Here is a 23,318-nt window from a genome sequence, read left to right as displayed (position 1 = left end):
GTGGGCGGTTTAGCAGACCGTTGTGAACCTCGCAAGCCAGCAGGACGGACTAAGACCCCGGCGGTCGCCCTTACTTTTCAATGACTTACGCGCTCTGCGACCGAATGCGCAATTTTATTGCGACAAAAATCGTAACTTTTCGTCGCTTTTTTGCGATTCCTTCCTGCGCAACCTGCACAGAAGTCAGGCATCAAAGGGTTTTGGCGCATCAAAAGCCGTTAACGCTACCACACTCTCAAGCACGCGCATGTGGGCCCACTTTCTTCCACGTTGCACAGCGTGCTCCATCTCCCTAAGGACGCCTGATGACCCGTCCCGCCCCCTTCAGTCTACGTCTCGCCCACGTCCTGACCCTGGCGCTCGCGCTCGGCATCCTTGTCACCACGCTTTGGCCGTCGCACGGGCACCCCCCGCCGTTCACATTGCACGACAAGGTGCTTCACCTTCTGGCCTTCGCGGCCCTGATCCTGCCCATGGCCGTGACCGAACCGCGCCGCGCCCTGCGCCTCGCGCCCGTCTACATCGCGTTCGGCGCGGCGATCGAGGTGATCCAGCCAGCCTTCGGGCGCGGCGCCGAATGGCTGGACCTGCTGGCCGATGCGCTCGGCGTCGGGCTGGGCCTCGCCCTGGGGTGGGGGTTTCGCGCAGCCTTCCGGCGCCGTTAAACCGGCTTCGCCTCCGGTTTCGGCTTCGGCGCCAGCACCCCCAGCGGACTGCGCACCGTGTCCCGGATGGCCGAGCCGCGATCGGTCGGCGCGTGCACCCGTTTGGTGGCCTGCACGATCAGCACCCCGCCTTTCAGCACCACCGACAGCTTGCCGCCCATGTTTTCCCACATGCCCGCGGTCTTACGCCAGAATTTCCGGTGCGACGGCGGCTGGTAAAGCGCGGTCACATGCCGCTCGGGCAGGAAATTGCGGGTCTTCAGCTGTGCCTCCAACTGGCTCTGGCTATAGGGTCGCCCGTACCCGAACGGCGTCCGGTCACTGCGCGACCACAGCCCGGCGCGGTTCGGCACCACGAAGAGCGCCGATCCCCCCGGCCCCAGCACCCGCCAGCATTCCTCCAACAGTTCACCTGGCCGCTCACAGGTCTCCAGCCCATGCACCAGCATCAGCTTGTCGACCCGCCCCGTTTCCAGCGGCCACAGCGTTTCCTCGCACAAAACGCTGATATTGGGCTTGTCGGCGGGCCAGTGGATCACGCCCTGCGGCGCGGGCATCAGCGCGATCACCCGCCGGCTGTCTTTCAGGTAGGGCCGCAGGAACGGCACGGCAAAGCCGTAACCGGCCACTGTCTGCCCCTTCGCTTCGGGCCACAGCGCCCTGATCTCAGCGCCCACGGTTTTCTGCACCGCACGCCCCAGCTGGTTGCGGTAATAGAAATTCCTCAGGTCCTGCACATCCAGATGCATTGCAGCCCGCGCCTCGATCCGTCACTCTCGGAACAAACATAACCACGAATTCAAGGATGGACCAATGACATTGCAGATCGAAACCGTCCCGTGCCTTTCGGACAACTACGCCTTCCTCGCCCACGACCCCGAAACCGGCGACACCGCCGTCGTCGATGTCCCCGAGGCCGCGCCGATCCTCAAGGCGCTGGCCGACAAGGGCTGGTCCGCCACGCATGTGCTGATCACCCACCACCATGCCGACCACGTGCAGGGCCTGGACGAGCTACTGGCCGAACATGACGCAAAGGTCGTCGGCCACGCCGCCGACGCCTCCCGCCTGCCAAAACTCGATATCGCGCTGAATGACGGCGATACGGTCACCATCGGCTCCGACACCGGCACCGTCATGGATGTCTCGGGTCACACCATCGGCCACATCGCCTTTCACTTCCCCGACAGCAAGGTCGCCTTCACCGCCGACAGCCTGATGGCCTTGGGCTGTGGCCGCGTCTTCGAGGGCACCATGCCGCAAATGTGGGACAGCCTGTCGAAGCTGGCCGCCCTGCCGCCCGACACGACCATCTGCTCGGGCCATGAATACACCGCCGCCAACGGGCGTTTCGCGGTCACTATTGATCCCGACAATCCGGCGCTTATATCAAGGGTCAAGGCGGTCGAAGCCGCCCGCGATCAAGGGAAACCGACCGTTCCCTCCACCCTGTCCGAAGAACTGGCCACCAACCCCTTCCTGCGTGCCACCGATCCCGCCGTGCAGGCGCATCTGGGCATGACGGGCGCCGACGCCGCCGACGTGTTCGCCGAAATCCGCACCCGAAAGGACAATTTCTAGGCGCGCCCACGCGGGCTGGCCAAATTGTCACGGCATGGCCTGTAAAAGCAGCTTTTGTAAGATAGGAAAGGGAAAAGTGAACGGGTTTGGGAAAAAAGTCCTTGAAGGCTGGCCTGTATCGACCAAACTTTAATCATATAAGGCGAAGGTCGTGGGACCGGCCCTAGCCCAAGCAGAGGGAGCACACCGTGCCGTCATTCTCGAACACCCTTGAACAGGCAATCCACGCCGCATTGGCCCTGGCCAATGCTCGGCAACATGAATTCGCGACGCTGGAACACCTCCTGCTCGCCCTGATCGACGAGCCCGATGCGGCCCGCGTGATGAAGGCGTGCAGTGTCGATACCGAGGACCTGCGCACCACGCTGGTCGAATTCATCGACGATGACCTGTCCAACCTAGTTACCGACATCGAAGGCTCCGAGGCGGTTCCGACCGCCGCCTTCCAGCGCGTTATCCAGCGCGCCGCCATCCATGTGCAATCCTCCGGCCGCACCGAGGTCACGGGCGCCAACGTGCTCGTCGCCATCTTCGCCGAGCGCGAGTCGAACGCCGCCTACTTCCTTCAGGAACAGGACATGACCCGCTACGACGCGGTCAACTTCATCGCCCATGGCGTCGCCAAGGACCCCGCCTACGGCGAATCCCGCCCGGTGCAGGGCGTGGGCGAGGAAGAATCCGAATCCGCCAAGTCCTCCACGGAGGGCGAGCAGGTGGAGAATGGCGAATCCGCGCTGGCCAAATATTGCGTCGATCTGAACGAGAAATCCCGCCAGGGCGATGTCGACCCCCTGATTGGCCGCGACAGCGAGGTCGAGCGCTGCATCCAGGTGCTCTGCCGCCGCCGCAAGAACAACCCGCTTCTGGTGGGCGATCCCGGCGTGGGCAAGACCGCCATCGCCGAGGGCCTGGCGCACAAGATCGTCGGCGGCCAGACACCCAAGGTCCTGTCCAAGACAACCATCTTTTCGCTCGACATGGGCGCGCTCCTTGCGGGCACGCGCTACCGCGGTGATTTCGAGGAACGGCTCAAGGCCGTCATGACCGAGCTTGAGGAACATCCCGACGCGGTGCTCTTCATCGACGAGATTCACACCGTCATCGGCGCCGGCGCCACCTCTGGCGGCGCGATGGACGCCTCCAACCTGCTGAAGCCCGCGCTTCAAGGCGGCAAGCTGCGTTGCATGGGCTCCACCACGTTCAAGGAGTTCCGCCAGCATTTCGAGAAGGACCGCGCCCTTTCCCGCCGGTTCCAGAAAATCGACGTGGTCGAACCCACGGTCGATGACGCGATCAAGATCCTCAAGGGCCTCAAGCCCTATTTCGAGGAGCATCACAGCGTGAAGTACACCGCAGAGGCCATCAAGTCCGCGGTGGACCTTTCGGCGCGCTACATCAACGACCGCAAGCTGCCCGACAAGGCCATCGATGTCATCGACGAAGCCGGTGCCGCACAGCATCTCGTGGCGGCCTCCAAGCGACGCAAGTCAATCGGCCCCAAGGAGATCGAGAATGTCGTGGCCAAGATTGCCCGCATTCCCCCGAAAAACGTCTCCAAGGACGATGCCGCGGTTCTCAAGGATCTTGAAGGCTCGCTCAAACGCGTCGTCTTCGGTCAGGACACTGCGATCGAGGCGCTGTCGGCGGCGATCAAGCTGTCCCGGGCCGGTCTGCGCGAGCCTGAAAAGCCCATCGGCAACTACCTCTTCGCCGGCCCCACCGGCGTGGGCAAGACCGAGGTGGCGCAACAGCTGGCCGATACGCTGGGCGTGGAACTTCTGCGCTTCGACATGTCCGAATACATGGAGAAACACGCTGTCTCGCGCCTCATTGGCGCACCTCCGGGCTATGTCGGCTTCGACCAGGGCGGCCTTCTGACCGATGGCGTCGACCAGCACCCGCATTGCGTGCTGCTGCTGGACGAGATCGAAAAGGCTCACCCGGACGTGTTCAACATCCTTCTGCAGGTGATGGACCACGGCAACCTGACCGATCACAACGGCCGCACGGTGAACTTCCGCAACGTGGTCCTGATCATGACCTCGAACGCCGGCGCCACCGAGCTTGCCAAGTCGGCCATCGGCTTTGGCCGCGACAGCCGCGAGGGCGAAGATACCGCCGCGATCGAACGCACCTTCACGCCGGAATTCCGCAACCGGCTGGATGCGGTCATCTCCTTCGGCGCGCTGCCCAAGGATGTCATCCTGCAAGTGGTCGAAAAGTTCGTGCTGCAACTCGAGGCGCAGCTGATGGATCGCAACGTGACCATCGAACTGACGAAGCCCGCCGCCGAATGGCTGGCCGACAAGGGCTACGATGACAAGATGGGCGCGCGTCCGCTTGGCCGCGTGATCCAGGAACACATCAAGAAGCCGCTGGCAGAAGAACTGCTGTTCGGCAAGCTCGCCAAGGGCGGTGTGGTCAAGGTCGGCGTCAAGGACGGCCAGATCGACCTGCGCATCGAAGGGCCGGAGCATCCGCGCCTTTCGGGCAAGAAGCCGCCGTTACTCACGGCCGAGTGACACCGGCGCAGGCTTTGCGATAGACTACATGACGGGCGGCATCCAATGCCGCCCGTTTTCCGTTCGACCAGCCTGCGAGATGACCCCGTGCCGACACGCCTCTCCCTTGCCGCCCTTGCCATCGCCCTGCTGACCACACCTGCCCTGGCCGAGCCGCCCACGCTCGCGCTGCCCATCGACTGCGCCCTGGGCCAGACCTGCTATATCGAGGATTACGTCGACCTCGACCCCGGCCCGGGCCAGCACGACTTCATGTGCAGCCTCAAAAGCCGCGACGGCCACCGCGGCACCGACATTCACCTGCTCTCGTTCGAGGCGATGGATCAGGGCGTCAACGTCCTCGCCGCCGCCCCGGGCCGCGTCGCCGCCCTGCGCGATGGGATGGAAGACACCCCCGTGACCGAAGAGACCCGCGACGCCATCGCAGGCCGGGAATGCGGCAATGCCGTGCGCATCGACCACGGCAGCGGCTGGCAGACACTCTATTGCCACATGAAAAAGGGCTCCATCGCCGTGACCGAAGGACAGGAGGTCGACAGCGGCACGCCCTTGGGTCAAATCGGCCTCAGCGGTCTCACCAACGCGCCCCACATCCACCTTTCGGTCCTCAAGGACGGCGAGGTGATCGACCCGTTCCTGCCCAAGGCCGAGCCGGGCACCTGCGGCACCGCCACCGGCCCGGGCCTATGGGAAAGCGCCCTGCCCTATGACCGCGCCGGGCTTTTCACCGCCGGTTTCTCCACCGCCGTGCCGAAATTCGATGACGTGAAATCCGGCGACGCCCGCGTGTCCGAGACAACGCCCGACACGCCGCTAGTGCTCTATGGTCACGTTTTCTATGCCCAACCCGGCGACGCCATGCGCGTCACCGCCTCCGGCCCCGAAGGCGAAATCTTCACCCATTCCGAAACGCTCGAGGCCCCGCAGGCTCAGCTTTTCCGCGCCTATGGCCGCCGCGCGCCCGAGGGCGGCTGGCCCCCCGGCGCCTATCGCGGCTACGTGACGCTGGAACGGGACGGCCAGGTGCTGGCCAACCGCCACGCCGACATCATCGTTCTGGCCGAGTAGCGCCACCGGGGTGTCCGCGACAGGCTCGCGCCTACTTCTCCGTCAGCTTCAGCTCGATCCGCCGGTTCTGCGCCCGCGCCTCGGGGGTGTCGGCGGGGTTGATCGGCTGGTACTGCCCGAACCCGTTGGCCGACAAACGCTCCGGCGGCAGACCCAGGAAATCCACAAGGTAGCGCACCACCGACAGGGCCCGCTGCTGGCTTAGCTCCCAGTTGTCCTCGAACCGCGCGCCCGCGCGCACCGGCACGTTGTCGGTATGCCCGTCCACCTGGATCACCCAGTCGATATCCTCGGGAATGTTCTCGGCCACGGTGCGCAGGATATCGGCCACCTTCGCCAGCTCGCCTTCGCCCGCGTCCGACAGGCGCGCTTCACCCTGTGCGAACAGTACTTCGGACGAGAAGACGAAGCGGTCGCCCACGATCCGCACGCCTTCCTGTTCTTCCAGCAACTGCCGCAACCGGCCAAAGAACTCCGACCGGAACTTCTCAAGGTCCGCACGTTCCGCCTCCAGCCGCTTGCGCTCGGCTTCCTCCAGTTCGCGCCGCCGCCGTTCCTCGGCCGCCACCCGCGCCAGCGCGGTGTTCAACTCGTTGCCCAGCGATTGCAGCTGCACTTCCGATGCGGCCTCGCGCGCCTTGGCATCGTCCAGAAGCGCCTGCAACTGCCCCAACTGATCACGCAATGCGCGCACCTGCTGGTTCAGCAGCGCCTCTTCCTCTTGCGCCTCGTCGGCCAACGAACGCTGCCGGTCCAGCTCCGCCTGCACCTGCCCCAGCATCGCCGCCCGCTGCTCGGCTTCCGTCAGCCGCGCTTCGGCCTCCTCTTCGGCGGCCAGCTTCGCGGCCAGGGCCGCGGCCAGCTGCGCGCGCACATCTTCCGCCGACATGGCCTCCGCCGTGGCCGCCTCGTTCGCCGCCATCAAAGACGCGATCCGCTTGTCGCGCGCCTGCACATCTGCCTCCAGCGCCTCGACTTGTCGCCTCAAATCCGCGATCAGATCGGCATTCTCCACCGCCTCGTTCTCGGCGGCGGTCTTGGCCGCCAATGCCTCGGCCAACCGCTCTTCCAGACTTGCCGCGGTCTGCGCCACCTCGCCGCTTTCCTTACTCAAGGCGGCCAGTTCCGCTTCGGTCTCGCTCAGCCGAAGCTGCAACTCCTCGGCCCGCACCGTCTCGGCCTCCATATCCGCCAGCGCCTGCGCCAGTTCCGCCTCGACAGAGTTCAACTGAGAGCGGGTCACCTCCTGTCCGCTCTCGGCCTCCGTCAACGCGGCTTCGGCCTCCTGCTGCGCCATCAGCGCCGCCGCCAGCCGCACGTCCAGATCCTCCTGCGCGTCCTCGGCCGCGGCCAGCATGGCCAGCGTTTCCTCGGCTTTCCTGCGCTGTTCCTCCAGCGCCAGCGTCATCGCCGTCAGCTCCGCATCCGCGTTTTCCAAGCGATCACGCAGTGCCTCCGCCGCAGCCGCCTCGGCCAGCCGCGCCTTCTCTTCGTCCGATAATTGCGCCTGCAAATCCTCGACCTGCGCGGTCAGCTCCGCCTGCGCCGCCTCATCCGCCTCGGCCTCGCCGCGCAATTCCGCGATCATCGCCTCCAGCGCATCGGCCTGTGCCGCCGCCAACCGCGCGGCTTCTTCCTGCGCATCGATCTCGTCGCGCAAACCCGCCAATGCCAACTGCAACTGCTCCTGCTCACTCAGCAACTCTTCGCGCTGGCCTTCCAGGTCCGCAATCGTGCCAAGGTTTTCGTCGCGCTGCGCCAACAGCCCCGCCACCTGTTCCTCGAAACTGGCGATCCGGGCCTCTGCCTCGGCGATCTGCGATTCCTGTGCCGCGATCAGCGCCGCCTGCTGTTCCTGCCGTTCCCGCGCATCGCCCAGCGTCGCGGTCAGCGCACCCACCCGCTCGGTCAGCGTGGCGTTGCGGTCCTGTTCCAACCCCAGCGCCCGGCTCAGCGCCGCCACTTCGGACGACAGCTCGTCCAGCCGGCTTTCCTGTCCGCTGATCGTCTCGCGCAAAACGAACTGCACCACCATGAAGATGGTCAGCACGAACATCAGCACCAGCAGAAGGCCCGTCATCGCATCCACGAATCCCGGCCAGATAGAGGCCTGGAATCGTGCGCCGGTGCGCCGTGACAGGGCCATCGCCTAGCTCCCCTGCTCCCGCTCGGTGCGGCGCAGTGCCCGTGGCGCCGCATCGCTTCGCCCATGGCTCGACGCCAACTGCCCGATCGCCCGCGACAGCGAATTCAGGTCGGTGCGCAACTCGCTCATGCTTTCCTGCCGCCCGGCGCTGATTTCCTCCAGGATGCGCAACATCTGCACGTCGATCGACCGCAGCCGCATCCGGCTTTCCGCGTCGATCCCACCGCTCTCGCCCTCGTGGCTCGCCATCTGCCGGATCAGCTCTTCCTGCCCGTCCGCCACCCGCGACAACGCGTCATGCAGGGGCGCGCTATCGGTCAGACGCGCGGTCAGCTTCTCCATCGAATCCGCCAGAAGCCCCAGCTTTTCGTCCACCATCGCGCGGCTTACGTCGGATTGCGTCAGCATCAGCTGCAGGCTCTCCATCTGCTCGCCCATGTGGTCGACGACGCTGGCCATCACGCCCGCCTCGCTGCCGCCCTCGCCGTCACCCGACGCAAGACCGACCCGCGTGATCGTCGACATCCACTCTTCCAACTCGCGGTAAAACCGGTTCTGCCCGTGCCCCGCGAACAGCTCCAGAAGGCCCACCACCAGCGACCCGGCAAGGCCCAGGAGCGAACTGGCAAAGGCCACGCCCATGCCGCCCAACTGCGATTCCAGCCCGGTCATCAGGCGGTTGAACACGTCCACGCCTTCCTCGCCGTCCTGCGGGGCCAAGCTGCGGATCGTGTCCACCACCGCCGGCACCGTCGTGGCCAGGCCATAGAACGTCCCCAAAAGGCCGAGGAAAATCAACATGCTGGTGATGTAGCGCGTGATCTCCCGTGCCTCGTCGATCCGCTGTGCCACCGAGTCGAGGATCGACCGCGCCGAGCCCGACGCGATCTTCATCCGCTTGCCGCGCTGCTTCAGCAGGGTCGCCAGGGGTGCCAGCAGCAGCGGCGCCTTGATATCCTGGGGTGTTTCCCGTTCTTGGACAAACCCCTCGATCCAGCGCACCGAACCGATCAGCTGGTACATCTGCCAGAAACAGGCCACCACCCCGATCACAAAGACGAACAGGATGAACCCGTTCAGGTACGGGTTGGCCTGGAACACCGGCAATACCCGCGGCAGCGCGAAGAACGCGCCAAGCCCCGTCAGGGCCAGCACGATCAGCATCAGCGTGATCTGCCTCACGGGGTGTGAAAAGTTGGGCTCGACCTCACGGTCCGGCTGGTCCATCTGGACGGCTCCCGGCGCGGTTATTGTTTGGCGACACCCTACGCGTTAACCACTTTGAAGCCAAGGTTTTAAAGCGTTTGCCGCACCTTCGCCGCAGGTTTGCTCAGACCCCGATCCCCTTCACCCGCCGCACCAGCCAGTCCAGTTCGGGATCAACGATGCCCAGCTCCTCCAGATGCGCGACGGTCTGGAAAAGATACTCGTGGTTCGGCCCCCGCCCGCCATGCGCGCGCGCGATGATCCGGGCCTGTTCCTCCAGGTCCAGCCCGCCGCAATACTGCACGTGATCGGCGTCGATGACATAGGTCAGCGCCCGCACCTGCCGCCCGTCGCGCAGCATGATGTCCAGCTCTTTCTCAAGATAGGCCGCCGACACCAGTTCCCGCTCGCGCAGATAGGCCAGCACCTTGTCCTCTTCGTCCTCGTGCACCGCCAGCGCCACACCCCGGCACAGCGCATCCGGGCTTTCGTCCAGCGCCAGCACAAGGCCGGGGTTCTCCTCGGTGCCGCGGTGGTGGATCGAGCGCATGCAGAAGCTGCGATGATAGCCCGGCAAGGCGGCCAGCACGCGCTGCACCGGCGTGAAGCCGGGGTTCCACACCAGCGACCCATAGCCGAAAACCCACATCGTCATTTTTCCGCTCCTTGCGCTTTCCCCTGCCCCCTAATCACTTTAAATACCACTCGGCAAGGGCTCGGAAGAAGGCTGATAGGCAGATGCGCGGCATGTTGATCCTGATCGTGGTGGCGGCCCTGGCATGGTCCGTCTACTGGGCCGTCGGCTCCACCGGCGCGACCAAGGCGTTCGAGGCGTGGTTCGAGGGCCGTCGCGCCGATGGCTGGGTGGCCGAGTATTCCGACCTCACGACCCGCGGCTTCCCCAACCGCTTCGACACCACCTTCACCGATGTCAGCCTCGCCGACCCCGACACCGGCCTTGCGTGGGAGGCACCGTTCTTCCAACTCTTCGCGCTCAGCTACAAGCCCAACCACATCATCGCCGTCTGGCCCGATCATCAGCTGGTCGCGACGCCCCGGGCCAAGTACGACGTGACCAGCACGGACATGCGCGCCAGCCTTGTTACCCGCGCCGCGCCGGGCCTGCCGCTGGATCGCCTGACCCTGACCGCCGAAAATCTCGCCATTCAGCCTGACACCACCGTCCAGCCGACCACCGCCGACAGCCTGACGCTCGCCGCCGAACGCTCGACCGCCGCCGACAGCAGCTATCGCCTGGGCCTCAACGCCGACGGGTTTACCCCTGCGCTCGACTGGCGTGTCAAGGTCGATCCCGGCGACACCCTGCCCGACTCGCTCGAGGCGCTGTCGATAGACATGACCGTGGCGTTCGACAAGCCCTGGGACCTCTCGGCGATCGAGGACGCCCGCCCCCAGCCCCGCCGCATCGAGCTCAAGCTGGCCGAAGCCCGCTGGGGCCGGCTGGAATTGCAGGCCGCGGGCGAGGTCACGGTCGACGCCGCCGGCATTCCCACGGGCGAAATCACCGTCAAGGCGCGCAACTGGCGCGACATCCTGCGCCTCGCCGTGGACAGCGGCGCGCTGCCACAGGGCTTTGCCGGCACGCTCGAAGACGGCCTCGCGCTGGTGTCGCAAATGGCCGGCAACCCCAAGACGCTCGACATTCCGCTGGGTCTGCGCGATGGCCGCGTTCTCTTGGGCCCGGTGCCCCTCGGCCCCGCGCCAGTACTGCGCCTGCGCTAGAGGCCAAAAGATTTCAGAAATCTTTTGGCAAATCTTTTTGCAAAAGATTTGATACGCCCTATCGACAGTAGGACCCGCTCCGGTAATCCGCCGTGTCGAAATGGAAGTGATCGCGGTGATACCCGTCTGATCCCGGCCCCAGAACCGTGCCGAACGGCCCGCAGGCCGAGCCATGCAACTGCCGCAAGATCTTGCCGCGCTTGCCCGTGCCCCAGTCGTTCAGAACCGAGATATCCGTGCCATCACGCAACAGGAAGGCCGAGATGTCGATCGCGTTGCCCTTGGAATGTTCCGACAGCCGCGCGCCGCGCTTGTGATTGCGCGTCCGGCACACGTAATGCGCCGCGACCTTCAGGCTTCTGACGCCTCCGCCGGTATCGCCGACAATCGGCTTCATGTCGTTCTTCACCCAGGCGTTCAGCGTCCGCGCTGTCTTGCAGTTCATCGTCGCGGGCTGGCTCAGCAGAACCCCGCCGACAGCATCCACCTCGACCGCATTGGCGATCCCGCAGGCCCCGTTTCCGGGCACATCGCCCACCACCACGCCCTGTATCGACGGGTCGCCGCAGACAGCCCCCCGCGTGACCAGTTCGGGGTCATCCCCCTTGCCGCCGCCAAACGAACAACTTGCCAGAAAAACTGGAAAAATCCACGCCAAGCGCATCCTGCTCAACCCTTTTTCACGCGCCCGAAATCCGGCGCATCCGTATCTTGCCCGGCCTCGATGATACCACGCCGGATGCTGCGCGTCCGCGTGAAATAATCATGCAGCAGATCACCGTCCCCGGTGCGGATCGCCCGTTGCAACGCGAACAGCTCCTCGGTGAAACGCCCCAGCACTTCCAGCGTCGCCTCCTTGTTGGTCAGGAACACGTCGCGCCACATGGTGGGGTCGCTGGCGGCAATCCGGGTGAAGTCGCGGAACCCCGCGGCGGAATACTTGATGACCTCGCTGTCGGTCACCCGGCGCAGGTCGTCGGCCACGCCGACCATCGTATAGGCAATGAGGTGCGGCGTATGGCTGGTCACGGCGCAGACAAGGTCGTGGTGGTCGGCATCCATCTCGTCGGTCCTGGCGCCCATCGCCTGCCACAACGCCTCCAGCCGCTCCACCGCCGCGCGGTCGCTGCCCTCCACCGGCACAATCAGGCAGTACTTGTTCTCGAACAATTCGGCAAAGCCCGAGCGTGGCCCCGAATGTTCGGTCCCGGCCATCGGATGGGCGGGTACGAAATGCACGCCTTGCGGCAAATGCGGACCAACCGCCTCGATCACCGCCTTCTTGACCGAGCCGACGTCGCTGACCGTGGCGCCCGGCTTCAGCGCCGGCGCAATCTCTTCGGCCACCGCGCCCATCACGCCCACCGGCACGCACAGCACCACCAGGTCCGCACCCTCCACGGCCTCGGCAGCGCTATCACAGACCCGGTCGCACAGCCCGATCTCGCGTGCCACATCGCGGGTCTCCTGCGACCGGGCATATCCCGTGACTTCGCCCGCCAGACCGGCGCGCTTCATCGCCCAGAACATCGAAGAGGCAATCAGCCCCAGTCCGATCAGCGCAACCCGGTCATAGATCACGCTCATTCCGCGTCTCCCATGAACTGCCCTACCGCATGGGCCACCCGGCGCGAGCTGGCCTCGTCACCAACGGTGATCCGCAGGCAATGCGGCAGGTTATAGCCTGCCACCCGGCGCACGATCAGACCCTCGGATTTCAGGTACTCGTCACAGGCCTCGGCCTGTTCCTGATCGGCAAAGCGGGCGAGAACGAAATTCGCCAGGGACGTGTCCGACGGGACGCCATGCCCGGCCAGCGCCTCTGCCAGCCACGCCCGCATTCGCGCATTGTCCGCGCGGCATTTGTCGACCCAGGCCTGGTCGCGCACCGCGGCCTCGGCGGCGACCAGCGCCGACTGGCTCAGGTTGAACGGCCCACGCACCCGGTTCAGAACATCCACCACATGTGCCGGACCATACCCCCACCCCACGCGCAGCCCGCCCAGCCCGTAGATCTTGGAAAAGGTCCGCGTCATCACCACGTTTTCGCGCGCATCGACCAGCCCCGCGCCACCGTCGAACCCCTCGACATACTCCGCATAGGCGCCATCCAGCACCAGCAGCACGTGCTCCGGCAGCCCCTCGGCCAGCCGGGCGATCTCGCCGTCGCCTATCATCGTGCCGGTCGGATTGTTGGGGTTGGCGATGAACACCAGCCGCGTGCGCTCGGTCACCGCGGTCAGAATCGCATCCACATCCGTCACCCGCTCGCGCTCGGGCACCTCGACCGGCGTCGCGCCATTGGACAACGCCGCGATCTTGTAGATGGCAAAGCCATGCTCGGTATGAATGACCTCGTCGCCCGGCCCGGCATAGCACTGGCACAGCAGCGACAGGATCTCGTCACTGCCCACGCCACAGACGATGCGGTCGGCATCCAGCCCGTGCACGTCTGCAATCGCGCCCCGCAGGCTGGCATGGTCGGTCGACGGATAGCGATGCAGATCATACGCCGCCTTGCGGAACGCGTCCTTCGCCGCCTCGCTCGGCCCGAACGGGTTCTCGTTCGAGCTCAGCTTGACCACGTTGCTTACCCCCTCCACATGGCTCGACCCGCCCACGTAAGGGGCGATGTCCAGTATTCCGGGCTGGGGAGTGATATTGGTCATGTGATGTCATTCCTCACGGGGCAGCGGCACACCGCCCAGGGGCCGCAGCGGCCCTGAACGGATGGTCATGTTCCGCATTACCGAGACGCGCGCGCCCTGACCAGCCCCACCAAGTCAAATCGCACCAGATGCGGCGCGAAGACCACGCCGCGTGCATTGAAATACCAGCGTAGACGTCCACGTTCCGCACCCCGGCGCGGAATCAGTGGCAAAGCCCGCCCCTCACGACGCAAGCACGTTCCGGAAAAGCCATGGATCGCTCTCGTCGATATCCTCGGGGAAATGCTCCCACCGGTCCTGCAACGGTGTCCAGTCGGTATAATGAGCCTCCACCGGGCCCAGGTAAGGCCGCTGCACCTCGAGGCATCGCGCGTGGTCCATCTCGTCGGTCTCCACGATACCCGCGTCCGGGTTCTCCAGCGCCCAGACCATGCCCGCCAGAACGGCACTCGTCACCTGCAACCCGGTGGCATTCTGGTACGGGGCAAGGTCCTTGGTTTCCTCGTTCGACAGCCGAGAGCCATACCACATCGCGTTCTTCTCATGCCCGTAAAGCAGCACGCCCAACTCGTCGATGCCGGTGACAATCTCATCCACGTCCAAAATCTCGTGCGTGCTCTGCTGCCGCCCCGCGCCGAACATCTCGTGCAGCGACAGCACCGCGTCGTCGCAGGGGTGATAGGCATAGTGGCACGTCGGGCGGAACTCGGGGGCTTCCGGCGCGCCCACCGTGTAGAAATCGGAAATCGAAATCGCCTCGTTATGCGTCACCAGGAACCCGAATTGCGGCCCCGGCGTCGGGCACCACGTATGCACACGGGTGATCGCCCCCGGCCGTTCCAGCCAGATCCCCGCTCGACAGCCTGTGTCGTGGCTGTGTCCGTTCTCCGGGAACCACGTCTCATGCGTGCCCCAGCCCAGCTCGGCGGGCTGGAACCCTTCGGCAATGAACCCTTCGACGGACCACGTATTCACGAAGGTCCCCCGGGGTCTCGGCAGGGCGCGCGCCTGCGTGTCGCGCTCGGCGATATGCACGCCCTTGACGCCCAGGCCCTTCATCAGCTTGGCCCAGCCTTCCCGATCCTTCGGCGCCTCCGCATCCTTGCCGGTGTCGCGGGCCAGCGTCAGCAACGCCTCTTTTACGAACCAGCTGACCATGCCCGGGTTCGCCCCACAGCAACTCACCGCCGTGGTCCCGCCCGGATTGGCCGCCTTCTCGTCCCGCACCGCCTGCCGCAGGGCATAGTTCGTCCGCGCCGCGTTGTCTTGGGTGTCGAAATAGTACCCCGCCCACGGCTCCACCACCGTGTCGATATACAGCACGCCCTGCTCGCGGCAGAACTTCATCAGGTCGAGCGACGAGGTATCCACGCTCAGGTTCACCACGAACCCCTTGCCCGGCTCGATCAGCCCGCCCAGCAATTCGCGATAGTTCTCCGCAGTCACAGCCTCCGGCACGAACCGCAGTCCAAGCTCGCGCAAAGCCTCGTGATTGGCCGCGTTCGGCTCGATTACCACGAACTTGTCCGCGTCATAGTCGAAATGCCGCTCGATCAGCGGCCACGTTCCCTTCGCGATCGACCCGAAGCCGATCATCACGATGGTCCCGTCGATGCGACCGTACTTTGGAAAGTCCTGTGCCATGCTCTGCGTCTCCTCCACTTACAAATGCAAAAGGCCGCGCCCAGCGGCGCGGCCTTCCGGATCAGGCGCTGCAGACCTAAAAACTTAGTTCTGCGCGTAGAATTCGATGACCAGGTTCGGTTCCATCATCACCGGGTACGGCACGTCGCCCAGGCTGGGTGTCCGCACGAAAGTCGCGGTCAGCTTGGAATTGTCCACGTCGATATAGTCCGGCACGTCGCGCTCGGGCAGCTGCGTGGCTTCCAAGATAGCGGCCATCTGCTTGGAACGGTCGCGAACCTCGATCACGTCGCCTTCCTTAACACGGTAGGACGGGATGTTCACCAATTGACCATTCACGCGGACGTGACGGTGGTTCACGAACTGACGCGCGGCAAAGATGGTCGGCACGAACTTGGCGCGGTAGACGACCGCGTCCAGCCGGCGCTCCAGCAGGCCGATCAGCAGCTCGCCGGTGTCGCCTTTCAGACGCTCGGCCTCGCGGAAGATGCGGCGGAATTGCTTCTCGGTCAGGTCGCCGTAATAACCCTTCAGCTTCTGCTTGGCGCGCAGCTGCAGGCCGAAGTCGGAAATCTTCGCCTTGCGGCGCTGGCCGTGCTGGCCGGGGCCGTATTCGCGGCGGTTGACCGGGGATTTCGGACGCCCCCAGATGTTTTCGCCCATCCGGCGGTCGATCTTGTATTTGGCAGCCGTTCTCTTTGTCATCGACTGATCTCCTTCGTTTAAGGTTTCGAAGGGCGTTGTCCTCTCCGTGGATTTTGCCACGGCGACAGGCATCCCCTTGCGGGGGCCACCAACACCAATGAAGCCGCGCTTATATAAGGGTTCGTGGTGGAGTCAACACGTCGCTTCGCCCAACCCGCAAGTTTCCCGCAGCGCAGGAGTAAGGTGGGTGAAAACCCACGCGCCCTCACGTCCTACTTCAAGCTCTGCGCATACTCTTCTAGCTGCGTGGCCACCGTGCCCCAGCCATCGAAGAACCCCATGTCCTCGTGGGTTTTCTTCGCCTCGGGCGACCGGTGCCGCGCCGTCGCGGTATAGATCGTGCCGCCATTCCCGTCGTCTTCCAGATCCAGGATCGCCGTCATGAACGGGTCCGGCACGGGCGCCCAGCCCTCGGTATAAGTGTCAGTAAAGACCAGCCGTTCCATCTCGACCACCTCCAGGTACACCCCCTTGTTGTCCATCAGGTGTCCCTCCACGTTCATCACTGTGTTGAACCGCCCGCCCACGCGCAGGTCGATCTCGCAGCTTTCGATGCTGTGCGGCTTGGGCACGAAGAAATGCTTGATATGCTCCGGCGTGGTCCAGCACTCCCAGATCAGCGCGCGCGGCGCGTTCAGGGTGCGGGTAAAGCTCAAGTCGGTCTCGGGATTCAGGTTCATTTCTTTCGGTCCCTCATCAGGGTTGCAACATAATCGTCCAGCCGGTCCAGCCGGCCCTCCCAGATCCGCCGCTGCTCGCTCAGCCAGTCATCGACCGGGGCGAACGCGTCCGCGGCAAGGGCAAACGTCCGTGTCCGGCCCTGCTTGTAGGAGGTGACCAGCCCGGCCTCCTCCAGCTTTCTCAGGTGGCCCATGAAGGACGGCAGCGCCATGTCATGCGGCGCGGCCAGTTCGCTGACACTCGCCGGGCCGCGGACCAGCCGCTCAAGGATAACCCGCCGCGTCGGATCGCCCAGCGCGGAAAAACACAGGTCCAGCTTCGAATCAAACTTAGCCATATGCCTAAGTAAACGGATCACCAAGACCGCGTCAATAACACTAAGCCAATAAGCTAACTTTCAGCGGAAGTTCACGTAGGGTGGGTGAAAACCCACGCGCCGCCCACCTCGCAGGCCGCGCCCTACTCCCGCGCCTTTGCCGCGTCCGCCTCGGCCTCTTTTTCGACGTCCGGATCCGTCAGCGTCGACCATGTGTCGTCACGCGGCGGGCTCGGCGGTGTCTCGCAGGCCCGTTTGTGGATGTTCACCTTGGCGATGAAATGCGCCGAAATTGGCGCCGTGACGAACAGGAACGCCATGATCAGCGGCTCGTGATAAGACCTGTCGCCGACCAGGAACGAGTGGATCATCGACGCCAGCAGGAACATCCCGATCCCCAACGTGCCCACCTTCGTGGGCGCGTGCAGGCGAGTCATCGGATCGTTGAACTTCAGCAGGCCGAACACACCGACCAACACGAATCCCGATCCCACCAGCAGGCAGAACGCGACAGAAAGATATCCGATATCCATGGCAGTCATTCGATGATGTCCCCCCTCAGGATGAACCGCGCCAGCGCAACCGTGGACACGAAACCCAGCATCGCGATCAGCAGCGTGACCTCGAAATAGACCTGCACGCCCTGGAAGATGCCCACCATCACCACCAGCCCCAGCGCGTTGATCACCATCGTGTCCAGCGCAAGGATCCGGTCGCCCGGTGTCGGCCCAATGACAAGGCGCACCATCGACAAAAGCTGCCCCAGCGCCAGCGCCACGAAAGAGATGACGATGGCAATATCCATGATGTCAGATGGCGAACTCATGCGAAAATCTCCTCCAGCCGGGCCTCGTAGCGGGTCTTGATCTCGTCGCGCACCGCGTCCGGGTCATCGGTGTGCAGCACATGCACCAGCAGGCTGTGCCCCTCGTCCGACAGGTCCGACGACACCGTGCCGGGCGTCAGGGTGATCGTGCCCGCCAGGATGGTGATCGCCTCGGGCTTCACCAGATCCAGTGGCACCACGATCCACGCCGGTTTCAGCTTGGAATTCGGCACCGTCAGCACGATCCACGCCACCTGCAGGTTGGCGATGATGATATCGTAGATCACGATCAGGCCATAGGTGAACATGCGGAACAGGTTGAAACCCTTGGGCGTATCCGGCCACCAGATCGACGTCATCCACGGGATGATGATGCCCAGGATCAGCCCGAACACCGCCATGCCGGCGGAAAATCCGTTCTGCAAAAGGACCCAGACCAGCGTCAGCAGCAGGGTCAGAAACGGATGCGGGAACACCCAGTAGAACGCGCGTGTCATGTCAGTGCCCCCCGCTCTCTTGTTCGTCCGCGCCATGGCCCTCATCGCTCTCGCCATGGGCCGCGTCGTCGCCATAACCGTCGTCGCCATGGTCGTCATCGCCATAGCCACCCTTGGCCTTGTCCTCGGGCCGGCCCAGCTTGCCCGGCGTCTCCAGAACCGTCGACTTGAGCGGCTCGGGCGCGAACAGCTGCGCCGAGATCGCCTTGGTATAGCCATGCACCTGACCGGCAAAGACCGTGTGCGCGATCAACAGCGCGATCAGCCCGCCAACAGCGACATAGCTCAGCGCGGACGGGGCGGCCACCACGGGCGCCCCCTCGGGCCGCGCGATGCTGCGCGCCTTCCAGAACACATTGCTGCCAGCACGTGCAAACCCCACGACGCTGATCAGGCTGGACACCAGCACCACCGCCCAGATCCACGGCATCTGCGCACTGTCATAGGCGGCATCCAGCACCAACAGCTTGCCCAGGAAGCCCGACAGCGGCGGCAGGCCCGCCATGGCAATCGCGCCCACGAAAAACATCCCCGCGGTCAGCGCCGCGCCCGACACCGGCGGCTGCGCCGTCAGGGTCAGGTTGTCCCGCCCCGCCCTTGCAAGGTCGGTGATCAGGAACAGGATCGCGCCCGCCAGCGTCGAATGCACGATATAGTAAAGCGCCGCCGCGATCCCGTCCTCGGTAAAGAGCGCAATCGCCACCATCACCATGCCCATCGACCCGATGATCGAAAAGGCCACCAGCCGGTCCAGCGTCTTGGCGGCCAGCACGCCGATCATGCCAATCGCCAGCGAGATCAGCGCCGCAGGCATCAGCCACACCACGTGCAGCCCCGCCGTCGCCTCCAGGTCGGGCGGAAAGATCATCGTGTAGACCCGGATGATGGCATAGGCCCCCACCTTGGTCATGATCGCAAACAGCGCCGCCACGGGGGCCGGTGCCTCGGCATAGCTCGACGGCAGCCAGAAATGCAGCGGCACCAGCGCCGCCTTGATCGCGAACACCAACAAGAGCAGCACGGCAGCCACCCGGATACCCACCGTCTCCTCCGCGCCGATCTGCGTCACCCGCTCGGCTAGGTCCGCCATGTTCAGTGTCCCGGTCTCGGCATAGATCGAGCCCAGCGCGAACAAGAACAGCGTCGAGCCGATCAGGTTATACAGAACATACTGCACCCCCGCCCGCAGCCGTTCATTGCCGCCCCCATGGATCATCAGGCCATAGGAGGCGATCAGCAGCACCTCGAAGAACACGAACAGGTTGAACAGGTCGTCCGTAAGGAACGCCCCCATGATGCCCATCAGCTGGAACTGGAACAGGGCGTGGAAATGCCACCCCCGCTCGTCCCATCTCGACCCGATGGCATACAGCAGCACGAACAGCGCCAGAACGGAGGTCAGCAGTACCATCATCGTCGACAGCCTGTCGCCCACCAAAACGATCCCGAACGGCGCGGCCCAGTCGCTCAGTTGATACAGAATCACGTCGCCATCCGACACCGACCACGCGAGACTCGCCGAAATGGCGATCAGCGCCACGACACCCGCGACAGAAAACGCCCGCTGGATGCCAAAATGAAACCGTGCGGCCAGCACGATGAACGGCGCCAGCAGCGCCGGCAGCACGACGGGCGCGATAATCCAATGGGTCATTGCTGGCCCTCCGCCTGCGCGTCGTTTTCGTCTTCTTCCGGCTGGTCGTCCACGTGGTCGTCATCCGCACCAAGGAACGACCCCAGCGCGATCATCACCACCACAGCCGTCATCCCGAACGAGATCACGATGGCCGTCAGCACCAGCGCCTGCGGCAGCGGGTCGGTATAGGTCTGGACCCCGTCCACCAACACCGGCGGCGCCCCGACGGTCAGCCGCCCCGAGGCGAACAGGAACACGTTCACAGCATAGGTCAGCAGCGAGATCCCAAGGATCACCGGGAATGTCCGCAGCCGCAGCACAAGGTAAAGCCCGCCCGCGGTCATGACGCCGATGGCAGATGCAACAAGAAACTCCATCAGACAGGCCCCCCGCTCGCGCCCACCGTTTTCGGCGGATCATCCCTCGACGGGTCAATATCCATCGGATGCTCGGTATCCGGCGTATGCGCCCGCCGCGCCAGCCGCGAGAAGCTCTCCAGCGACAGCATCACCGCGCCCACGACCGCCAGGAACACACCCAGGTCGAACAGCGCCGCCGTCGCCAGCTCGAATTTCTCGAACGGCGGAATGCGCACATAGGTGAAATCCGAGGTCAGGAATGGCTTGCCCACGAACCACGAGCCGATGCCGGTCAGCCCGGCGATCAGCACGCCCGCGCCGATCACCCCGTGATAAGGGTATCGCAACCGCTGCGAGGTCCAGGCAAAGCCGCTTGCCATGTACTGCATCACCACGGCGATCGACACCACAAGCCCGGCGATGAACCCGCCGCCCGGCTCGTTATGGCCGCGCAGGAAGATGTAGAAGCCGACCATCAACACCACCGGCATGATCACACGGGTCAGGACCACCATCATCATCGGATGCATGTCCCCCGCCCGCGGCTGGTCCGGTTTGCGGTTCAGCAGCCGCGCCCGCACATTGCTGTTCAGCAGCGTCTCGGTCAGCGCATAGATCAGCAGCGCGGCGATCCCCAGCACGATGATCTCGCCATAGGTGTCAAAGCCCCGGAAATCGACAAGGATCACGTTCACCACGTTGGTGCCGCCGCCCCCTTTATAGGAATTGGCCAGGTGATACTCGGAAATCGGGCTGCTGACCGCATCGCGCAGAAGATAGTGATAGGATAGCGCAAAGGTCGCCAACCCGCCGACGATCCCCATGCCCGCATCGCGCACCCGGCGTAGCAGGCTGCTTTCCACGGGCGTCGTCTTGGGCAGGAAATTCAGCGCCAGAAGCAACAGGATGATCGTCACCACCTCGACGGTGAACTGCGTCATCGCAAGGTCCGGCGCGCTGAAGAAGATGAAGCCCACAGACACCATCAGCCCCACGATCCCGATCAGGATAAGCGAGAAGAAGCGATTGCGATGCAAGATCACCAGCGCGCCCGTGGCGGCCACCAGCATCAGCCACCCGGCTATTGCCACGGCACTCGGCGCCTGCATCGCCCGCGTGGCTTCGGCCACCGTGCCCGTCGCCCAGGCATAGTATCCCGCCACGATGATTGCCGCCGACCCCACGGCGGCATAGCGCGTGAAAGATCCGTTGTGGATCGGATGGATCAGCGCCCGCGCCCCCGCCGCCGCCGTCTCGACGATCCACTCGAAGATCACCTTGGCCTCGGGGCGTGGCGCCGCGTCCCACAGCTTCAGCAGCGGCTTGAACAGCAGCAGCACGATCAACCCGCCCACCACGGCGGCGATCGACATGTAAAGCGCCGGCACCAGCCCGTGCCAGATCTTGATGTATTTCACTTCCAGCGGCTCGACCCCGCCAATCACGGCCTTGGCCACAAGGAACACGAAATCCTGCACCAGGAAGGGTGCGGCCCCGATCACCACCACCAGCACCACCAGGATCGCGGGCGGCAGCCACATGCCCGCCGGCGGGTCATGCGGCTTGGCCGGGTAATCGTCGCGCACCGGGCCCAGGAACGTGTGCGAAATGAAGCGGAAGCAATACGCGGCCGAAAAAAGCGAGCCGATGACGGCCAGCGCCGGCACGAACCACCACGTGTCGAACAGCACCGTGTGGTTGGCCTCCTCCAGCATCATCTCCTTCGACAAGAAGCCATTGAGGAACGGTATCCCCGCCATCGACAGCGCCGCCAGCGTGGCGATGACGAACGTCACCGGCATCAGCTTCCGCAACCCACCGAGCAGACGGATATCCCGCGTATGCGCCTCGTGGTCGATGATCCCGGCGGACATGAACAGCGCCGCCTTGAACGTCGCGTGGTTCAGGATGTGAAACACCGCCGCCATCGCGCCAAACGCCGTGCCCGTGCCCAGCAGCATCGTGATCAGGCCAAGGTGGCTGACCGTCGAGAACGCCAGCAGCGCCTTCAGGTCGTGCTTGAACAGCGCAATGACCGCGCCCAGCACCATCGTGATCAGCCCTGCCGTTGTGACGATCACGAACCACTCGGGCGTGCCCGACAGCACCGGCCACATCCGCGCCATCAGGAAGATGCCCGCCTTCACCATGGTGGCCGAGTGCAGGTAGGCGCTGACCGGCGTCGGCGCGGCCATCGCGTGCGGCAGCCAGAAATGGAACGGGAACTGCGCCGACTTGGTAAAGCACCCCAGCAGGATCAGGATCAGCGCCGGCACATACATCGGGTCGGCCTGGATCATCTCGCGGTTTTGCAAAATCACGCTCAGGTCATAACTGCCCACGATCTGGCCCAGGATCAGCATCCCACCGATCATCGCCAGCCCGCCCATGCCGGTCACGGCCAGCGCCATCCGAGCGCCTTGCCGGCCCTCGGGCAGGTGCTTCCAATAGCCGATCAGCAGGAAGGACGACAGCGAGGTCAGCTCCCAGAAAACCAGCAAAAGCAGGATGTTATCGCTCAGCACGATCCCCACCATCGCGCCCTGGAACAGCAGCAGATAGGTGAAAAACTCGCCCATATGGTCTTCGCGGCTCAGGTATTGCCGGCCATAGGCGATGATCAGCATCCCGATGCCAAGGATCAGGAAGGCGAAGAAAAAGCCCAGCCCGTCCAGCATCAGCGTAAAGTTCAGCCCCAGCGCCGGCATCCAGTCGATCTGCGCCATCACCGTCCCGCCGGCCAGAACCGTCGGAAGGTTGGTCAAAAGCCCGATGAACGCGGCCAGCGACACCGTGAACGTGACGCCCGCACAGGACGACCGGCCCGCCGAATTCATCAAGCCCGGCAGAAGGGCGCCGAAGAACGGAAGTGCTACGATAAAGAAGAGGGACACGCGAACTCCTTGGCGTAACAGTTTCGTAAATTCCGCCCTAAACTGCATCCCAGCGACGAAAGCGCAAGGAAAAACGACCGAAATTGTCGGTTATAATCCTGCGTTATCGCGCCATAAAATCAGGTGCATGTGTCACGGCGCCCGCGCGGCGGCGAGGCCG

General features: G+C 64.5%; 22 protein-coding genes. 5 read left to right on the top strand and 17 right to left on the bottom strand.

Features of this window, described 5'->3' with window-relative positions; all coding sequences use genetic code 11:
• Positions 1–305 precede the first annotated feature (305 nt).
• Positions 306–665 carry a VanZ family protein gene (locus C2I35_RS11930; RefSeq protein WP_103763264.1) on the top strand — a complete coding sequence of 120 codons (360 nt, stop codon included), beginning with the start codon at positions 306–308 and terminating at the stop codon, positions 663–665.
• Here C2I35_RS11930 and C2I35_RS11925 read toward each other — a convergent pair.
• On the bottom strand, positions 662–1,414 hold the full coding sequence (locus C2I35_RS11925) for a class I SAM-dependent methyltransferase (protein WP_103763263.1): 753 nt from the start codon (positions 1,412–1,414) through the stop codon (positions 662–664). The two genes, C2I35_RS11930 and C2I35_RS11925, sit on opposite strands and share 4 nt — an antisense overlap.
• A gap of 64 nt (positions 1,415–1,478) precedes the next feature.
• Here C2I35_RS11925 and gloB point away from each other — a divergent pair, with 64 nt between their 5' ends.
• The 3 genes from gloB (at position 1,479) to C2I35_RS11910 (ending at position 5,836) form a co-directional block, all read left to right on the top strand.
• Positions 1,479–2,246, top strand: a complete 768-nt coding sequence (gloB, locus tag C2I35_RS11920) for a hydroxyacylglutathione hydrolase (RefSeq protein ID WP_103763262.1) — start codon at positions 1,479–1,481, stop codon at positions 2,244–2,246.
• A 188-nt stretch (positions 2,247–2,434) separates the two neighbouring features.
• Positions 2,435–4,768, top strand: a complete 2,334-nt coding sequence (clpA, locus tag C2I35_RS11915; RefSeq protein ID WP_103763261.1) for an ATP-dependent Clp protease ATP-binding subunit ClpA — start codon at positions 2,435–2,437, stop codon at positions 4,766–4,768.
• 45 nt (positions 4,769–4,813) lie between these two features.
• Positions 4,814–5,836, top strand: a complete 1,023-nt coding sequence (locus tag C2I35_RS11910; RefSeq protein WP_103763260.1) for a M23 family metallopeptidase — start codon at positions 4,814–4,816, stop codon at positions 5,834–5,836.
• Positions 5,837–5,867: 31 nt separating this feature from the next.
• On the opposite strand, the gene C2I35_RS11905 is transcribed toward C2I35_RS11910, so the two are convergent.
• From C2I35_RS11905 to C2I35_RS11895, 3 genes are all read right to left on the bottom strand, one after another.
• On the bottom strand, positions 5,868–7,982 hold the full coding sequence (locus C2I35_RS11905; protein ID WP_103763259.1) for a peptidoglycan -binding protein: 2,115 nt from the start codon (positions 7,980–7,982) through the stop codon (positions 5,868–5,870).
• A gap of 3 nt (positions 7,983–7,985) precedes the next feature.
• Entirely contained in the window at positions 7,986–9,209 is a 1,224-nt protein-coding gene (locus C2I35_RS11900; protein ID WP_245890476.1) for a biopolymer transporter ExbB, read from the bottom strand.
• A 103-nt stretch (positions 9,210–9,312) separates the two neighbouring features.
• Positions 9,313–9,843: a gamma-glutamylcyclotransferase gene (locus tag C2I35_RS11895; protein WP_170067193.1), complete on the bottom strand. Its 531-nt coding sequence runs from the start codon at positions 9,841–9,843 to the stop codon at positions 9,313–9,315.
• 83 nt (positions 9,844–9,926) lie between these two features.
• Between C2I35_RS11895 and C2I35_RS11890 the strand changes: the two genes are divergently transcribed.
• On the top strand, positions 9,927–10,931 hold the full coding sequence (locus C2I35_RS11890; RefSeq protein ID WP_245890475.1) for a DUF2125 domain-containing protein: 1,005 nt from the start codon (positions 9,927–9,929) through the stop codon (positions 10,929–10,931).
• A gap of 58 nt (positions 10,932–10,989) precedes the next feature.
• Here the strand turns inward: C2I35_RS11890 and C2I35_RS11885 are convergent, their stop codons facing one another.
• From C2I35_RS11885 to C2I35_RS11825, 13 genes are all read right to left on the bottom strand, one after another.
• Positions 10,990–11,595, bottom strand: coding sequence for an extensin-like domain-containing protein (locus tag C2I35_RS11885; protein WP_103763258.1), 606 nt, complete (start codon positions 11,593–11,595; stop codon positions 10,990–10,992).
• Positions 11,596–11,600: 5 nt separating this feature from the next.
• On the bottom strand, positions 11,601–12,518 hold the full coding sequence (locus C2I35_RS11880) for a prephenate/arogenate dehydrogenase family protein (RefSeq protein ID WP_103763257.1): 918 nt from the start codon (positions 12,516–12,518) through the stop codon (positions 11,601–11,603).
• Positions 12,515–13,600: a histidinol-phosphate transaminase gene (hisC, locus tag C2I35_RS11875; RefSeq protein ID WP_103763256.1), complete on the bottom strand. Its 1,086-nt coding sequence runs from the start codon at positions 13,598–13,600 to the stop codon at positions 12,515–12,517. The genes C2I35_RS11880 and hisC overlap by 4 nt, the downstream gene beginning before the upstream one ends.
• A gap of 222 nt (positions 13,601–13,822) precedes the next feature.
• A complete protein-coding gene (locus C2I35_RS11870; protein WP_103763255.1) occupies positions 13,823–15,244 on the bottom strand; it encodes a homospermidine synthase in 1,422 nt (473 codons plus the stop codon).
• Between the two features lie 84 nt (positions 15,245–15,328).
• Complete coding sequence (gene rpsD, locus C2I35_RS11865) at positions 15,329–15,949, bottom strand: 30S ribosomal protein S4 (protein ID WP_103763254.1); 621 nt, start codon at positions 15,947–15,949, stop codon at positions 15,329–15,331.
• A gap of 212 nt (positions 15,950–16,161) precedes the next feature.
• On the bottom strand, positions 16,162–16,629 hold the full coding sequence (locus tag C2I35_RS11860) for an SRPBCC family protein (RefSeq protein WP_103763253.1): 468 nt from the start codon (positions 16,627–16,629) through the stop codon (positions 16,162–16,164).
• Entirely contained in the window at positions 16,626–16,967 is a 342-nt protein-coding gene (locus C2I35_RS11855) for an ArsR/SmtB family transcription factor (protein ID WP_103763252.1), read from the bottom strand. The genes C2I35_RS11860 and C2I35_RS11855 overlap by 4 nt, the downstream gene beginning before the upstream one ends.
• Before the next feature lie 122 nt (positions 16,968–17,089).
• Positions 17,090–17,488, bottom strand: coding sequence for a monovalent cation/H(+) antiporter subunit G (gene mnhG, locus C2I35_RS11850; RefSeq protein WP_103763251.1), 399 nt, complete (start codon positions 17,486–17,488; stop codon positions 17,090–17,092).
• On the bottom strand, positions 17,485–17,772 hold the full coding sequence (locus C2I35_RS11845; RefSeq protein WP_103763250.1) for a K+/H+ antiporter subunit F: 288 nt from the start codon (positions 17,770–17,772) through the stop codon (positions 17,485–17,487). Before C2I35_RS11845 ends, mnhG begins: the two co-directional genes overlap by 4 nt.
• On the bottom strand, positions 17,769–18,269 hold the full coding sequence (locus C2I35_RS11840) for a Na+/H+ antiporter subunit E (RefSeq protein ID WP_103763249.1): 501 nt from the start codon (positions 18,267–18,269) through the stop codon (positions 17,769–17,771). Before C2I35_RS11840 ends, C2I35_RS11845 begins: the two co-directional genes overlap by 4 nt.
• Before the next feature lies 1 nt (position 18,270).
• Positions 18,271–19,923 (bottom strand): monovalent cation/H+ antiporter subunit D, encoded by a 1,653-nt coding sequence (locus tag C2I35_RS11835; RefSeq protein ID WP_103763248.1) that lies wholly within the window; start codon positions 19,921–19,923, stop codon positions 18,271–18,273.
• Positions 19,920–20,282 carry a Na+/H+ antiporter subunit C gene (locus tag C2I35_RS11830; RefSeq protein WP_103763247.1) on the bottom strand — a complete coding sequence of 121 codons (363 nt, stop codon included), beginning with the start codon at positions 20,280–20,282 and terminating at the stop codon, positions 19,920–19,922. The genes C2I35_RS11835 and C2I35_RS11830 overlap by 4 nt, the downstream gene beginning before the upstream one ends.
• Positions 20,282–23,158 (bottom strand): monovalent cation/H+ antiporter subunit A, encoded by a 2,877-nt coding sequence (locus tag C2I35_RS11825; RefSeq protein ID WP_103763246.1) that lies wholly within the window; start codon positions 23,156–23,158, stop codon positions 20,282–20,284. The genes C2I35_RS11830 and C2I35_RS11825 overlap by 1 nt, the downstream gene beginning before the upstream one ends.
• Between the last annotated feature and the right edge of the window lie 160 nt (positions 23,159–23,318).

It is taken from the genome of Roseovarius confluentis (assembly GCF_002917925.1).
GTDB lineage: Bacteria > Pseudomonadota > Alphaproteobacteria > Rhodobacterales > Rhodobacteraceae > Roseovarius > Roseovarius confluentis.
The sequence above is the reverse complement of the archived record's forward strand: the minus strand, read 5'-3'. Positions and strand labels throughout refer to the sequence as shown.